Consider the following 15,829-nt stretch of genomic DNA (forward strand, 5'->3'; position numbering starts at 1 on the left):
CATTCGTAATTAGCTTTTCGTTATTTTTAAATAAGCACTTTCAATTATAAACAGTAAAACAAAGATCGCCACAATTGTTGCTCCTGGTGGTGTATCTAAGTAATAAGACGTTGCCAAACCTGAGAACATCCCCACCATTGCAATCATAACACCTAATGCAATAACACCATCGAAATTCTTCATTAAACGTAATGCAATCGCTGCTGGCATAACAATGATAGCAGATACTAACAATGAACCAGCAATCGGCATGATTAAGGCAATCGCCATACCTGTGACGATAGAAAAGATAATTGAAATCAACCGCACTGGTAACCCAGCAGTGAATGCTGTATCTTCATCAAAGGAAATCAAGTACAGTGGGCGTTTAAAAATAATATATGCTGCTACAATAATAATCGCTAATCCAATTAATATGGTTAATTGTAAAGGCGATACTGTGATGATTGAGCCAAATAAATAGGAATTAATCGATGAAGCTGAATCTACCTGATTAAGTAGTAGTAGTGCCAAGGCCATACCACCAGACATCATCATAGCCACAGATATATCTGAGTAATTCGCATATACCACACGCAAATACTCTAAAATCACTGCTGCTGCTGCGACAAATAATATTGTTGTAATCGTTGGTTCCACATTTAATAAATAACCAAAGGCTACCCCTGCTAAGGAGATGTGGGCCAAAGTATCCGCCATCAAGGATTGTTTACGCATAATCAACAATAAGCCTAAAATCGGTGAAATAAATGAAATTGCGGTGGCGGCTAAGAACGCCCGTCCCATGAACTCATACTGAAACATCTCCACGGTGAATTCTCCTCTCTTACTAAATGTATTCTCTTATCATAGTATTCGTCTAACACATTATCATCATGTGTAACCATTAAAATGGCCTTCCCATGTTTTTCCGTATTATGACGCAATAATTCATAAAAACTGGCGCGAGATGATTTATCCATCCCCGTTGTCGGTTCATCTAAAATAAATAAATCAGGATCTGTAGCAAATACACGCGCTAATCCGATCCGTTGCTTTTGTCCCCCCGATAAGTCACCAATTTTTTTATTACGTTGCTCTTCCATCCCTACTGATTTCAAGGCCCGTTCAATATGAATTTTGTCTGCTTCATCTAATTTTTTAAACCATTTGCCTTGTTGGTAGCGTCCTGAGGAAACAAATTCATAAACGGTACTTGGAAAACCCGCATTGAAGCTATTCAGGGTTTGTGGCACATAACCAATTTGTAATTTTTTGCCTTCGCTATTGGTTTTTGAAATTGTGACACTACCTTCGTTAGGTGTTAATAACCCCATGATGTTACGTAATAATGTTGACTTGGCGGCCCCATTTTCACCTGTCAAAATAACAAACTCTCCTTGATCAACGGTAAATGAAATATTGTTTAACACGGGTTCGTTTTCCCATGAAAACCCTAAATTATCAACTTCGATATAATGCATACGATCCCTCCTTAATGCACAACTTTAGACAGATGTTCTAGATTCTCTGTCGTTATTTTCATGAATCCTTTTCCATCAGCTGGATATGTTGCTGTATCTACACTTTCCATAGACTGTAATTCGCCGATAGCCACCCCTGTTTCGGCAGCAATGGTGTCTGCAATTGTTGATGAGCCACCTTTTTGAATATACATCACTGGTACTTGGTTGGCGCGAATATAATCTACAATCAAAGCAATGCGCTTGGGTGACGGTTCTGCTGATTCTGTTAAGCCAGTTACGGCTACTTGATTTAAGCCATAGCGGTTAGCCAGATAACCAAAAGCCGCATGTTGGGTCAAGAATAGTTTGTTCTCAGCATCTGCGAATAGGGCCTGGTATTGCGCATTTAAGTCAGACAATTGCATGGTCATTTTGCTAGCATTATCCTGATAAATTGGGGCATGCCCTGCGTCATAACTACTAATGGCATCAGCAATCGTTTTGATTTCGGTTGCCGCATTCACAGGGTCTAGCCATGTATGTGGATCCACATCATGCGCCTCTGCCTCTTCTGCATGTTCTGGCTCTGAATGTTCTTCCTCTACTGTTGTATCACCTTCAATAGTGGTCACGTCACCATCAATCGTTGCCACGTCTGCCGATGCTTCAATGATTAGTAAGTCATCATTTTGCAAGCTAGCTAAGAGACTTGGCACCCAAATTTCCATTTCATCGCTATTATATACAAATATATCTGCTTCATTTAAAGTCGCAATATCTCGGGCACTTGGCTCGTAATCATGCACTTCTTCATTAGCCATCATAGCCGTTACTTCTGCTATATCGCCAACTACAGCCTGCGTTAAGGCTTGCATGGGATAAAAAGTTGTAACAATTTTTAGATCATCACTTTGTTCATTTGAAGCAGTATCTGATAAACCGGTCTGGCTACAGGCAGATAAAAAAACGATTGCTACCATTGCAATAAGCCATTTCCATATTTTGAAAATTTTCACGTAATCCTCCTCATCTCTATCATTTTCGTATGTATATATGAATATTTCGTCATTTAAATCGTATCGATTACGATTTGCACAAAAGATAATATAGCATACTTACAAAAACCTAGCAAGGATGATCCTCGAAATTTGTAAAAAGAATTCCTTGGCCCTCTTTGAAATTGCATTTTCCATCTGTAGAAAAATAAAAACGCCGAAACATTCTACCAAACAACAAAAAAAGTCCATGGTTCTATCCACGGACTTTCGTTTGTTATTTAAATTCATCAAATGGTTCAGGCATGACACGAACCATATACACTTCTTGGCAAAAACCTCTCAAGGCATTATAAATGCGATGACCACGGCTATATACCTGAGTAAAACCAATAATAGTTGGCCCAGAACCAGACATCGTGACCCCATCAGCCCCAAAGTGAAGCATCTGTTGCTTCAAACGTGCGAGTTGTGGGTGTTGCGCGAAAGTTACCCCTTCAAGAGAATTACCAATCGCTGCCATTAAATCTTGATAAGAACCATTTTCCAAAGCTGCTAATACTTTGGGTGTATTCGGCTCGTATTTCAAGCGCTCAATATCCAACTGTTGAAAGATTTTCCGGGTCGAAACGGAAATCGCTGGCTTAGCTAAAATAATCCAGCATTTTGGTGCAGGTTGGATGAGGGAGATCTTTTCCCCTCTACCTTCAACTAAAGCCGTACCACCTGCGATAGAATAGGCCACATCTGATCCGACTTGGCTAGCTAATGCTTGTAGCTCAGACAATGGTAAGTTCATATCCCACATGGTATTCAGTTTACGAAATACTGCGGCTGCATCTGTCGAACCACCACCTAGTCCAGCTGCAACTGGTATTCGTTTTTCGATTGAAATATGCACACCAGATTGAATATTGCCAATTTTCTTCATTAATTGGGCAGCTTGAAAAGCATGATTACGATTATCTTCCGGCAAAAAAGCGCGACTGGTTTCAACAATAATCTTATTCTCTGGTATCAACTCAAAGGTTAAATAATCCGACAAATCGATAGAGGCCATCACCATTGCAACTTCATGATATTGGTCATCACGGCGAAATAAAATATCCTGGGCAAGATTAATCTTGGCCGGTGCAACTTCTCCTTCTATCATGTGCAAACCTCCCATCTATTAAATTCCGTATATTTATCACTTAGTTTACCAAAAATAATGCCGATAAAAAAGAAAAAAACCACAATATCAAGCTTCACCTACGCAAAGATCTGATACTGCCGTTTTCGATTATGGTCTTCTTCTATTTAGAGAAATTAGTCAAGTGCTTCAAACTCAATTTCTACTGATTCTGTCAATACGTCAGAGTAACTATAGCAGATACGTTCAAATTTGTTTTCGTCTTGATCTAACTCAACTACGAAAACAGCAGGGAAAGTGTCGCTTAGCACCCCTTGACGTTTCATAACGCGTTTACGTCCGATTTGTTGTGTTAAATGGACGCGTTCACCGATTTTACTCTCAAGTTCAGCTTTAATTGTTGCAATATTATTTGGCATGCCCTCACCTCTCTTGCAGTATTATATCATAAATTGCAAGATTTTTAAATACCATTTTTATCTTTTGTTGTCAAGAATTTATTACATTACAAAAATGTTAGAAATGATGACAAATTTTACCGATTATTCAGCATCCTCATACGTGATACCTTTTTGGAAAAGTGCGTCTGCCAATTTCCCAAAATCTTCAATAGACAATGTTTCTGCTCGTTGTTTCGGATCAAGTCCCGCATCTTCAAGTGCCACAGTCATCTTTTCGATTGTCGTCTCTTCCTTACCAAAAGCCGCACGTAAATTATTCCATAATGTTTTACGACGTTGTTTGAAACTTGCACGGACTAAGCGGAAGAAAAAGGCTTCATCAATGACTTGAATGCGTGGTGTAGGTAATTTAGTCAAGGCTAGTATAGCTGAATCTACATTTGGTTGCGGATTAAAAACCGTTCTCGGTACATTAAAAGCAATTTCAGCATCGCAGTAGTATTGAATGGCTACTGAGAGTGAACCATATGCCTTACTTCCTGGTGCAGCAGTTAAACGCTCTGCCACTTCTTTTTGCATCATCAAGATAAATTTATCAAATTGAATGCTTGCTTCTAATAAATTGAAAATAATTGGTGTAGTAATGTAATAAGGTAAGTTTGCCACTACGACGGTTTTCTCCGCTGGTCCCATCTTAGCAATTTCTTCATTCAAATCAGCTTCCAAAATATCTTGGTGTTTGATCGTCACGTTGTCATATTGGGCTAAGGTGTCCGCTAAAACAGGTAATAAACGTTGATCAATTTCAAACGCTAACACCTCTTTGGCATTCATTGCCAAAAATTCGGTTAAGGCACCAATACCTGGACCGATTTCGATGGCATTCGTGTCATTATCCACTTCAGCAACATCAATCATATGTTGTAAAATTTGCGGTTCAGTTAAGAAGTTTTGACCTAAAGATTTCTTAGCGTCTAAATGAAACTTCTTAAGTATTTCACCTGTTCTTGAAGGTGTTGCGATATATTTTGTTGGTTCAGTCATCTTATTCACCTGTTTCTTTTTGATAATTTGCCAGGACATCTTCTACCTGGTCTAAAGTAATTTGAAATAAAGCTAATCGTTTCGCTAATTGTTTGCCATTTACATAACCAATATGAAGTTGGCTAGCTAAGTATTGTCGCTTTTCCTTGGATCCACTGCCACCGACTAAACCTAGTCGAATCAAGACATTTTGTGGAATCTCTTTGGATGTATCCTTGCCCTCACTAAGTGTATATACATGGCTTAAAGCATCTTCAATCGCTTGATTTGAAGCGTGCTCAACACCAAGACTGCCTTTGTGGTCGGGTTTAGCGTCCTTACGTTCGATAAATGCATGTTGCACATCTGGCACAGCATCCATGACACCCTGACGGATTTTCGTACCTGAAATATCCGGATCTGTGAACACGATAACCCCATGAATTGCTTGGGCTTTCCTGATTTCATCAAGGGTTTCTTGGCTTAAAGCAGAGCCATTTGTTTCAATTGTAGTGACATCATAGATGGCTTGCAAGCGTTGTGTATCGGATTTCCCTTCAACCACGATAACTTGCTGAATATGTTTTTTTTGTGGATTATTTGATTGATTATCAGGCATGATGATTAGCCTCTTTTCATTGAATTTGCATCTGTTTTTAAGTTCAAATTCGTGCCATCAAAATTCAAATTGAATAAATCACATGCATTTTTAAAGGTTAACGCTTCAAATGCATCTAACTCGTTTCCCGTGTGTCTGCTAAGACTTGGGCCACGTAGGCTACGTAAGCAGATTCATTTCGCTTACCGCGTTTTGGTACAGGAGCTAAGTAAGGTGAATCTGTTTCAATCAAAATTTTATCATCCGGCACCAGTTTCGCAGCTGCGCGTACATCATCCGTTTTTTTGAATGTGGATACACCTGACAATGAGATATGCATGCCTAAATCAAGAAATTTTTCCACCCATTCCTCAGTTTCACCGTAAGAATGCATAATCCCCCCAAAGTCGCCTACCTTTTCATCTTTTAAAATGCGGTAACAATCGGCGGTCGCATCACGGTTATGAATCACAATAGGTAAATGCATTTCACGAGCAATGGCTAATTGTCGACGAAAAACTTTTTCTTGGACGTCATGGGGACTAGTTTCCCAATAATAATCCAGCCCTGTTTCCCCAACAGCTACAACTTTTGGGCTTTCGAGTGCTTTTAGCAGAAAAGACTCGGCCTCAGCATTATAGTCAATCGCTTCTGTTGGATGCCAACCGTAAATACCTACCATATCAGGGTTTTCTTGTATCATTTCTTGAGCACGTCGAATCGTATTGACGTTAAAGCCGACTAAAGCAAAACCCTTAACGCCAACTTCACGCGCGCGTAAAATCGTTTCTTCACGGTCATCGTCAAAATCATCAACATTTAAATGTGTATGTGTATCAAATAACATAAAATTCCTTCCTTAACTTAGAAAAAGACTGGATAAAAACCCAGTCTTTGCTTTGTACTATTGTTTAGGCAATTTCTGAACCATTTACTGCATCATCCGGTGCAAATACAACTTGTAATTTGCCATCTTTTTCTGCAGATAAAATCATACCTTGAGAAATTTGACCTTTCATCTTACGAGGTTTTAAGTTAGCAACGATGCAAACTTTTTTACCGATTAATACTGTTGGATCTGGATAGAATTCACGGATACCAGATAAGATTTGACGGTGACCTTCATCCCCAGCATCTAATCTAAATTTCAATAATTTATCCGCACCTTCAACGAAATCAGCATCGATTACTTCTGCAACTTTCAATTCAACTTGATCGAAAACATCGTATTTGATTTGGCTTTCTTTACTAGAAACTAAAGTCGTTTCTTCTGGATTGAATGCGCTAGCTTCTTCCGCTTCTTCAGTGGTAACCGGTTTAGAGGCTGCCATTTGCGCTTGAATATAGGCAACTTCTTCATCGTGATCTAAACGAGGGAAGATTGGTTGACCTTTTTCAATTACTTTCGCTGATTCAGGGTATAAACCAACTTTTGCATTTTCAAAACCTGCATCTGTATTGAAATCGATACCTAATTGCGTAAACATTTCTGCAGGTGTTTCAACCATCACTGGTTGGATTAAGATAGCGATAATGCGTAAAGAATCCACTAAGTGGTACATAACAGATTGCAATTGATCAGCAGATGCTTCATCTTTCGCTAGAATCCACGGTGCTGTTTCATCGATGTATTTGTTGGTACGTGAAATGATTTCCCATACATGGTCTAAAGCAACTGAGAATTGTAAATCATCCATTGCTTTATGGTAACCAGCAAGCTCACTTGTAATCAGTGCTTCTAGCAGACCATCGAATGCTGTAATTTGACCTGGATATGCGCCTACTTGGCCACCCAAGTATTTATTAACCATTGAAACAGTACGATTCAATAAGTTACCAAGATCGTTGGCTAAGTCATAGTTAATGCGGTTAATAAAATTATCTGGCGTGAAGACACCATCAGAACCAAATTTCACTTCACGCATTAGGTAATAACGTAAGGAATCAAGACCGTAACGTTCAACCAACATTTCAGGGTAGACAACGTTACCTTTTGATTTAGACATTTTACCATCTTGCATTAATAACCAACCGTGACCAAAGACTTGTTTTGGTAGTGGTAAGTCTAATGCCATCAACATAATTGGCCAATAAATCGTATGGAAACGCACGATTTCTTTACCAACAAAGTGAATACTTGCTGGCCAGTATTTTTCGAATTTGGCCATGTCATGGTTTGGATAGCCTAATGCAGTAATATAGTTTGCTAAGGCATCAATCCAAACATAAACAACGTGTTTCGGATTTGATTTAACCGGTACACCCCAGTTAAATGAAGTACGTGACACAGCTAAATCTTCCAAACCTGGTTTAATGAAGTTATTAATCATTTCATTCTTACGTGTTTCAGGTTGAATGAATTCAGGTTGTTCTTCGTAATAAGCCACTAATCGATCAGCATATTTACTCATTCTAAAGAAGTAAGACTCTTCTTTAACTAACTCTACTTCATGACCTGATGGTGCTACCCCACCAATCACTTTGCCATTTTCGTCTTTATATACTTCAGCCAATTGTGTTTCAGTAAAGTATTCTTCATCAGAAACAGAGTACCAGCCTTCGTATTCACCAAGATAAATATCCCCTTGTGCTAATAAACGTTCGAAAATTGCTTGAATTGCTTCAACATGTGCCTCACTAGATGTACGCATGAAAATATCATTTGAGATTTTCATTGTATGCCATAATTCTTGCATGCCGGCAGCCATATTATCTACATATTCTTGTGGTGTAATACCTTGTTCTTCAGCTTTTTGTTGGATTTTTTGACCATGTTCATCTGTACCAGTTAGGAATAATACGTCATAACCGCTTGCTCGTTTATAACGTGCTAGCGTATCAGATGCTACAGTTGTATAAGTATTACCGATATGTAATTTACCACTTGGATAATAAATCGGTGTTGTGATGTAAAAAGTTTCTTTATTTTCAGCCACGAATGAGTGCCCCCTAATATTTGTCTAGTATGTTCTGTAATAGTATATCACAATTGATCATATTTTTAAGGGCATTCTTCTTGTTTTGATAGACTTTCCCGTGATTGCGCTTGCTAAAGTACACGCAAGGCAAATTGAGCTTGAAAGCGGCTTATGTGTCCATACGACACTTTGCGTCCAGGACTAGGACTATGGATATAGGCACCATCACCTAGCGCTAGGGCTACGTGATAAACTTCTCCATTATCCTCAAAAAAATACAAATCTCCTGGTAGTGCTTGGTCTATACGAATCTTATCCCCAAAATATTGCTGTTGCTGTGTAGTTCGTGGCATATATTTGCCATTTCTATTAAATATGTATTCAATAAAACCGGAACAATCAAAACCACCTATGCGATTACCACCCCAAACGTAAGGTTGTCCTAGTAACTTGGTACCTTCTTGTATAATGGCATAGCGTTCCGCATCGCTGAGATACGTAGCAGTTGATGTGGCTACTAGTGGCCTAACAAGTATATCGCTACTATTTTCCCTTATTTGTCCGTATACAACTTGTGTATGAATTGAAAAACTTGCCATACAGATACAGACAATAGTGCCCAATTGGTACTTAAAATGCTTCATTAAAATAAATCCCTCCTATTCAAGTGACTGCAACAAGGTCATCCTAACAGGTTACAAACCCCATTACTATAGGCTTTACACAACTTTTACCAAGCGTTTTCGGAGTGATTTTACGTATACGAAACATTTGAAAATACCTGCATCTTCATCATACAAAAAGAGGATGGGAAAAAAGGTCTCTAAAAAGGCGTACACAATTCTTAATAAGAGTTGTGTACGCCTTTTACTTTGAAAAAATTCTTATAAATTTTGATTGAAATATATCACGGGAACAGGTTAAAGGACTGGAAAGGTAGTTCCTTAGCCGTGAAAGAGGATGAAATCGAGACCTTGGCTCGATTTCAAATTGAAAGAACTTGGCTTTCTATGGTTCCACGGCTCACAAGGAACGTACACTGTAAGGACGAAAAACCGATACTTTTAATCTTTTGTCCCAGCCTCTTTGTATCATCGTTAAAACTAATCTTCAATTGTTACAAGGAAGTATTTCTTCTTACCGCGACGAACGACAATATATTGCCCTTCGATAGCATCCGCAGCAGAAATTTCATAATCTACATCTTGAATACGTTCACCATTCACGTAGATTGCACCGTTCGTGATATCTTCGCGTGATTGACGACGAGAAGCTTCAATGCCAGCATCTACTAACCATACTGCTAAATTATTAGCTTCTTTAGGCATAGTTGATCCAGGCATATTCCCAAAACCTTGTGCAATTTGTTTAGCTGATAAATCCGCAATATTACCAGAGAATAGGGCTTCAGTAATGGTTTGGGCATCTTTCAAGCCTTCTTCACCATGTACAAATAAGGTCATTTCTTCAGCTAATGTCTTTTGTGCTTCACGTTTTTCAGGTTCAGTTGCCACTTTTTCTTCTAACGCATCGATTTCTTCTTTAGATAAGAAAGTAAAGTATTTCAAATATTTCACAACATCCGCATCATTTTGGTTTAACCAGAATTGGTAGAATTCATATGGTGAAGTCTTTTCTGGATCTAACCACACAGCGCCACCTGCTGTTTTACCAAATTTGGTACCATCTGCTTTTAACATCAAAGGGATCGTTAATCCAAAAGCCTCAGCTCGGCACCTTCTTCCTTACGAATTAACTCTAGACCTGAGGTAATGTTTCCCCATTGATCTGCCCCACCAATTTGTAGGCGCACATCTTCATTTTTAAATAAATGTAAGAAGTCCATTGATTGTAAGATTTGGTAAGAGAATTCGGTAAAGGAAATACCTGTTTCCAAACGTGAAGCAACGATATCTTTTTTAATCATCGTGTTCACATTGAAACGTTTCCCAATGTTACGCAAGAAGTCTAATAAGGACAAGTTGCTCGTCCAATCATAGTTGTTCACCATGCGGAAGTCTGCTCCTTCTTCTTGCAAGAAAAGACGTTCCATTTGACCAGCAAGTTTGCGAGCATTCTCTTCTACTTGTGCCATAGATTGTAGATTACGCTCTTCCGATTTTCCAGAAGGATCCCCAATAGAACCCGTTGCACCACCAATTAAGATAACTGGACGGTGACCAGCAAGTTGGAATCGTTTCAAGACCATAAACGGAATCAAATGACCAATATGTAGCGAATCCCCTGTTGGGTCAACACCACAGTATAAGCTGATTTGGTGATCTTTAATGTAATTTTTTAAACCCTCTTCATCTGTTTGTTGATTAATGGCCCCACGCCATTCTAGTTCTTCAATAATATTCATGAATGTGCTCCTTTTTCTTTTGTTAAAATAAAAAATCCCTGCACTAAGTTCAAAACTTAGTACAGGGACGATTGTTTACCGTGTTACCACCCAAATTGTCATAAATCAAATGAAATATAACCGCTCATGTGCGTTAACGGGCACTAGCCGTCGTAAGAAATTGCTCCTGTGGGTAATTCGCGCTCAATCCTCGCCTAGTTTACACCAACCACTAGGTCTCTATATGCCAGATTCATCACTACTTCGTTCTTTTGGAACACCACATTCATTGCATTGCACAAGGCTATTTGAATGTGAAGCAAAGGCTTCATAATGGCATTTTATCATTGTCTTTCAATAAGTCAAGAAAATTTCATTGTATTGCTCGCTTTAAATGACCGATTTACCACTCTTCATGATCCCAAGAAATACCATCCAATTTTCCTTGCGCTTGGGCGATACGCTTATCAGTTTCAGCAATTTCGGCTTTGATTTTCTTTAATAAAGCAATCGTTGCATAATTATCAGCTTTTTGGACAGCTTCATCGATGATGACTTCCGTCCAAGTTAAATTGTCGTCCATCAATAGATCCTTTCTCGAGTTAAAAATAATCATTGCTTTTCCCCCTATCGCCAAGTCGTTTTCGGTAACTGTGCTTCAATGTCGGCTAAATTGTCCATTGCATCTGACCATTCATCAGCAACCAAATTCAATTGGTCCTTCAACGGTTGATCAAATTCACTGGAAATTTCATGTAATGATTCAATGAGCCAGGCATTTCGTTTCGCGAAATTGGCTTGGGTAGGCAGTTGTAAATACTGTCTAAATTGTACCAGATTTTCTTGCTGAACGTGCTCTGGTTGATATGAATGTTGGGCTAATACAAAAGGCGGCAAGTATTTGAAACCAATTGCGCGTGCGAAAGATTGAAAAGGTCTTAATAATTCAGAAATCGTGACATCTTCACGTCCACCTGCTTGGTATTGACGAAGGGGAACCCCCACAGAAATGATGGCACCAAATTCTTTGTCCTTTAAAAGTTTCGTATTTTGGTCTAAGAAATCTTTCGAAAATACTTCTTGAATAAAATCAGATACCAAACCAGGTGCTTGATACCAAAATAAAGGGAACTGGATAAACCAACGATCAGCGGATAGAATCGCTGCTTGATATTGATGAACATTCTCGTCTGTAAAAGGTCTTTCAATTTGGATAAATGGGACTGATTCTGGTCTAGATGCATATAAAAATTGATGAGATGCTGACGTTTCCATTTCTGGATGGCCACCGAAAACCACACTTGCCACTTTTCCACCTACTTTCTGGTCGTTTTGATTAATTACATCATAACTAAAATACCAACGCACACCAAATAGACTGCTTGTAAAAAGCTTATTTAAATACCATCAAGCTTGAACACATGAACAAATAACTGCAACAAAAAAGACCGGTATTGACATCCGGTCTAGGCAAATCATTCATATTTAACGTGTTTCTAGTTTTTTGGCGATCAATTCTGTTGCTAAATTTGTTCTGGCAATGAAGTCTTCTGCTTGGCTTGCAAACGTTGCTGATAAGGCTGTGTCTTTCAAATATTCAACGTTTTCAACCACATTTTCATTTGCAGCTAGTACAGCCGTTTTTAACATAGATGTACCAACAGTTACATCAGCCAGTACCGATTTGCGTCCTAGTTCCGCAACTTGGATCATAATTTCTAATGCATGCGTCGCATTCTTCATCACATCAAGTGGTACTTCGGTCGCAATTTTTAATCCATCTTGGATTGCTTGTAAACGAGTTGCCTTTTCTTCTTCAGTATTTTTAGGCAATTTATATGCATCAAACAATTTTGTGGATGCTTCTTCATCCCCTTCGACTAGATCAAACAAGTTTTTTTGATGAACCGTCATGTGTGCTACTAAGCCACTCAATAATTCTTTATCTGCATTTTTTTGCTTTTCAATCGTGATATTTAATACCATGTTTCCTAGGGCTGCCCCCATAGATCCTGCGTAAGCTGCTGCTGAACCGCCACCTGGTGCTGATTTACTTGATGCTAGATCCTCAAGATATGCATACATTTCCATGAATTATCGTCTCCTAAATCCTTTTTTCTCTATTATATACTAGTCTTTCTTTTTATCCGTCTAAAAATATTAAAACATTGTTAAAATTGGCAAAATTAAAATAGGCATGAACATAGAAGGCGCGATATTCATCACCTTAATATCTGTCACCTGCATCAAATTAAAACCAAGTCCCATGATTAATAAGGAACCTACTGCCCCTATTTCCGAAGTGACAGCAGTCGACAAAAATGGTGCGACGAAAGATGCTACTATTGCGAGTGCTGCTTCGTAAATGAATAATGGTACAGCTGAAAAGGCACCACCGATACCTAAAGTTGAGGAAAGAACAAAGATAAAAACAAAATCCAAAATAGATTTAGCATACATGGTTGAGTGATTTAAGGATAACCCTGATTGCAAGGACCCTATAATGGCCATAGCTCCTACCGCAACAAATAAGGTGGACGACACAAACGCTTCCTGAAAAGTTGATTCACCATCACCCGCAAATCGGTCTTGTAATTGATGAGCAAACTGATTAAATTTCCCTTCAAAATCTAAAGATTCCCCAATTAGTGTGCCAAAAACGAGCGAAAGAATCATGACAATCAGATTTTCCGTCTCCAAAGCGCCTTGTACACCAATGAAAACAATTGCTAGTGAAATAGCTGTCATTATCCCTTTTCTGGTCCGTTCAAGTAACAGGTGTCCCATCGAACTCCCAAGCCAACCGCCAAGCAATACACTCAAGGCATTCACTATCGCCCCCCAAATTACCATCTACACTTCCTCATTTCCTTTTCATTTTTTTTATGATAATTTCATCATTATAGCAAAAAGCCTACGCTAACGGTTGTAAATGTCATATTTTACTGTCAATCAATTTTCATGTTATATTTTGTGACATTATACGTAAAATTGCGCTTGCAATTATGTATTTTTATGTAGATAATACTCAAGTAGCATAAATCAAGGAAGAAAAAAGGAGTTAAAATTATGTCAAAATGGACAAGAGAAGCAATCTTTGAAGATGCAAAAGCGAAAAACGTACATTTTATTCGTTTAGCCTTTTCAGATGTTAACGGTATCTTAAAAAACGTTGAAATTCCTGTATCACAATTGGACAAAGCTTTGGACAATGAAATGGCCTTTGATGGTTCTTCAATCGATGGTTTCGTTCGTATTGAAGAAGCAGATATGAAATTACATCCAGACTTAGATACTTGGACTGTTTTCCCATGGGGATCTGATGACAGAAAAATTGCAATCTTAATCTGTGATATTTACACAACTGAAGGTGAACCATTCGCTGGTGACCCTCGTGGTAACCTAAAACGTATGGTAGAAAAATTAGATGACTTCGGTTTCTCTTCATTCAACTTAGGTCCAGAACCTGAATTCTTCCTATTTAAAATCGGTGGAGATGGCAACCCAACAACTCGTGTAAATGATGTTGGCGGTTACTTTGACGTTGCACCTGTTGACTTAGGTGAAAACTGCCGTCGTGAAATCGTACTTGTCCTTGAAGACCTTGGCTTTGAAGTAGAAGCTTCTCACCATGAAGTTGCTATTGGCCAACATGAAATTGACTTCAAATACGCAAACGTTGTTGACGCTTGTGACAAGATTCAATTATTCAAATTAATCGTTAAGACAATTGCTCGTAAATATAACTTACATGCAACTTTCATGCCAAAACCAATCTACGGTATTAACGGTTCAGGTATGCACTGCAACATTTCATTATTTAAAGGCGACGAAAATGTCTTCTTTGATGCAAACACAGATAACCAATTATCTGAAACAGCTATGCAATTTATCGCTGGTATCCTAGAACATGCTAAAGCAATTACAGCTGTTGCGAACCCTATCGTTAACTCATACAAACGTTTAGTTTCAGGCTACGAAGCACCAGTAAACATTGCATGGTCTACTCGTAACCGTTCACCACTAATCCGTATCCCAGCTGCTCGTGGTAAATCAACTCGTGTTGAATTACGTTCAGTTGACCCATCAGCTAACCCATACTTAGCATTAGCTGCTATCTTAGGTGCTGGTCTAAAAGGTATCGAGAACGAAATGGTTGCACCTGCACCAATCGACCGTAATGTATACAAAATGACTGCTGATGAATTAGTAAACGGTGGTATCGACAAATTACCAAACTCTCTATCTCGCGCTTTAGACGAATTAGAGTTAGATGAAGTTGTACAAGAATCATTAGGTGCACACATCACTGCAAACTTCTTATCAAGCAAACGCATTGAATTCCAAGAGTACTTACACCAAGTTACTGACTGGGAATTAAACACTTACTTAGAACAATATTAATCCGACAATACAAAAAACCGCCTCGGCGGTTTTTTTGTGCTCATTTATATGATTCGGATTACAGTTGAAAAAAACTTGGCATAAAATTACGATAATTATCGAGTAAATGTTGCGCTATTTTATTGAGAAACGGGGATTACAGAAGGTCCCGTTACGCTGTTTGATTTCTCTCTTTATCCACAATCGCAAATGATGCTGGCATTATATTATTAACGAAGTAACAAAATGATGTTGGCACAAATGGCCTCTAAAAAGCGCACACAATTCTTAATAAGAGTTGTGTACGCCTTTTACTTTGAAAAAATTCTTATACGTTTTGATTGAAATATATCATGGGAACAGGTTAAAGGACTGAAAGTGTATGTCCTTAGCCGTGAAAGAGGATGAAGTCGAGACTAAGGCTCGATTTCAAATTGAAAGACCTTGGCTTTCAATGGTCCCACGGCTCACAAGGAACGTACACTGTAAGGACGAAAAATATATGATTTTATTTTTTGTCCCAGCCTATTTTGTTGTATTGTGAACGAGGGAATTATAGAATAATTCAAGATATTAGAAAATAATGCGAA

Annotated in this window: 15 protein-coding genes and 1 pseudogene; 1 reads left to right on the forward strand and 15 read right to left on the reverse strand. The window is 38.5% G+C overall.

Annotated elements, in window-relative coordinates:
* Positions 1–9: 9 nt before the first annotated feature.
* The 15 genes and pseudogenes from B9P78_RS05615 to B9P78_RS05685 form a co-directional block, all read right to left on the reverse strand.
* A complete protein-coding gene (locus B9P78_RS05615; protein WP_094518525.1) occupies positions 10–810 on the reverse strand; it encodes a metal ABC transporter permease in 801 nt (266 codons plus the stop codon).
* Positions 768–1,463, reverse strand: a complete 696-nt coding sequence (locus tag B9P78_RS05620) for a metal ABC transporter ATP-binding protein (protein ID WP_094518526.1) — start codon at positions 1,461–1,463, stop codon at positions 768–770. The genes B9P78_RS05615 and B9P78_RS05620 overlap by 43 nt, the downstream gene beginning before the upstream one ends.
* Positions 1,464–1,474: 11 nt before the next feature.
* Positions 1,475–2,461 carry a metal ABC transporter solute-binding protein, Zn/Mn family gene (locus B9P78_RS05625; RefSeq protein ID WP_233487749.1) on the reverse strand — a complete coding sequence of 329 codons (987 nt, stop codon included), beginning with the start codon at positions 2,459–2,461 and terminating at the stop codon, positions 1,475–1,477.
* A 256-nt stretch (positions 2,462–2,717) separates the two neighbouring features.
* Positions 2,718–3,593 (reverse strand): 4-(cytidine 5'-diphospho)-2-C-methyl-D-erythritol kinase, encoded by an 876-nt coding sequence (ispE, locus tag B9P78_RS05630; RefSeq protein WP_094518527.1) that lies wholly within the window; start codon positions 3,591–3,593, stop codon positions 2,718–2,720.
* Between the two features lie 155 nt (positions 3,594–3,748).
* Positions 3,749–3,991: a Veg family protein gene (locus B9P78_RS05635; protein ID WP_094518528.1), complete on the reverse strand. Its 243-nt coding sequence runs from the start codon at positions 3,989–3,991 to the stop codon at positions 3,749–3,751.
* 123 nt (positions 3,992–4,114) lie between these two features.
* Positions 4,115–5,017, reverse strand: coding sequence for a 16S rRNA (adenine(1518)-N(6)/adenine(1519)-N(6))-dimethyltransferase RsmA (gene rsmA / locus B9P78_RS05640; RefSeq protein ID WP_094518529.1), 903 nt, complete (start codon positions 5,015–5,017; stop codon positions 4,115–4,117).
* 1 nt (position 5,018) lies between these two features.
* On the reverse strand, positions 5,019–5,615 hold the full coding sequence (gene rnmV, locus B9P78_RS05645) for a ribonuclease M5 (RefSeq protein WP_094518530.1): 597 nt from the start codon (positions 5,613–5,615) through the stop codon (positions 5,019–5,021).
* Positions 5,616–5,730: 115 nt separating this feature from the next.
* Positions 5,731–6,441, reverse strand: coding sequence for a TatD family hydrolase (locus tag B9P78_RS05650; protein WP_094518531.1), 711 nt, complete (start codon positions 6,439–6,441; stop codon positions 5,731–5,733).
* A gap of 64 nt (positions 6,442–6,505) precedes the next feature.
* Complete coding sequence (gene metG, locus B9P78_RS05655; RefSeq protein WP_094518532.1) at positions 6,506–8,530, reverse strand: methionine--tRNA ligase; 2,025 nt, start codon at positions 8,528–8,530, stop codon at positions 6,506–6,508.
* 113 nt (positions 8,531–8,643) lie between these two features.
* Positions 8,644–9,156, reverse strand: coding sequence for a C40 family peptidase (locus B9P78_RS05660; RefSeq protein WP_094518533.1), 513 nt, complete (start codon positions 9,154–9,156; stop codon positions 8,644–8,646).
* Positions 9,157–9,615: 459 nt separating this feature from the next.
* Positions 9,616–10,877 (reverse strand): annotated as a pseudogene (tyrS, locus tag B9P78_RS05665) (tyrosine--tRNA ligase).
* Positions 10,878–11,259: 382 nt separating this feature from the next.
* Positions 11,260–11,472 (reverse strand): hypothetical protein, encoded by a 213-nt coding sequence (locus tag B9P78_RS05670; RefSeq protein WP_094518534.1) that lies wholly within the window; start codon positions 11,470–11,472, stop codon positions 11,260–11,262.
* A gap of 11 nt (positions 11,473–11,483) precedes the next feature.
* Entirely contained in the window at positions 11,484–12,224 is a 741-nt protein-coding gene (locus tag B9P78_RS05675) for an NAD(P)H-dependent oxidoreductase (protein ID WP_233487750.1), read from the reverse strand.
* Between the two features lie 117 nt (positions 12,225–12,341).
* On the reverse strand, positions 12,342–12,947 hold the full coding sequence (locus B9P78_RS05680) for a cyclodeaminase/cyclohydrolase family protein (protein WP_094518535.1): 606 nt from the start codon (positions 12,945–12,947) through the stop codon (positions 12,342–12,344).
* Between the two features lie 69 nt (positions 12,948–13,016).
* Positions 13,017–13,709, reverse strand: a complete 693-nt coding sequence (locus tag B9P78_RS05685) for a DUF554 domain-containing protein (RefSeq protein WP_094518536.1) — start codon at positions 13,707–13,709, stop codon at positions 13,017–13,019.
* 216 nt (positions 13,710–13,925) lie between these two features.
* Here B9P78_RS05685 and glnA point away from each other — a divergent pair, with 216 nt between their 5' ends.
* Entirely contained in the window at positions 13,926–15,260 is a 1,335-nt protein-coding gene (gene glnA / locus B9P78_RS05690) for a type I glutamate--ammonia ligase (protein WP_094518537.1), read from the forward strand.
* Positions 15,261–15,829: the final 569 nt, after the last annotated feature.

It is taken from the genome of Aerococcus sp. 1KP-2016 (assembly GCF_002252085.1).
Lineage (GTDB): Bacteria > Bacillota > Bacilli > Lactobacillales > Aerococcaceae > Aerococcus.

Coding starts and splice junctions, on each gene's coding strand:
- B9P78_RS05620 (WP_094518526.1), bottom strand. CDS start 1,463: ATGCATTATATCGAAGTTGATAATTTAGGGTTTTCATGGGAAAACGAA.
- ispE (WP_094518527.1), bottom strand. CDS start 3,593: ATGATAGAAGGAGAAGTTGCACCGGCCAAGATTAATCTTGCCCAGGAT.
- B9P78_RS05635 (WP_094518528.1), bottom strand. CDS start 3,991: ATGCCAAATAATATTGCAACAATTAAAGCTGAACTTGAGAGTAAAATC.
- rsmA (WP_094518529.1), bottom strand. CDS start 5,017: ATGACTGAACCAACAAAATATATCGCAACACCTTCAAGAACAGGTGAA.
- rnmV (WP_094518530.1), bottom strand. CDS start 5,615: ATGCCTGATAATCAATCAAATAATCCACAAAAAAAACATATTCAGCAA.
- B9P78_RS05650 (WP_094518531.1), bottom strand. CDS start 6,441: ATGTTATTTGATACACATACACATTTAAATGTTGATGATTTTGACGAT.
- B9P78_RS05660 (WP_094518533.1), bottom strand. CDS start 9,156: ATGAAGCATTTTAAGTACCAATTGGGCACTATTGTCTGTATCTGTATG.
- B9P78_RS05670 (WP_094518534.1), bottom strand. CDS start 11,472: ATGATTATTTTTAACTCGAGAAAGGATCTATTGATGGACGACAATTTA.
- B9P78_RS05680 (WP_094518535.1), bottom strand. CDS start 12,947: ATGGAAATGTATGCATATCTTGAGGATCTAGCATCAAGTAAATCAGCA.
- B9P78_RS05685 (WP_094518536.1), bottom strand. CDS start 13,709: ATGGTAATTTGGGGGGCGATAGTGAATGCCTTGAGTGTATTGCTTGGC.
- glnA (WP_094518537.1), top strand. CDS start 13,926: ATGTCAAAATGGACAAGAGAAGCAATCTTTGAAGATGCAAAAGCGAAA.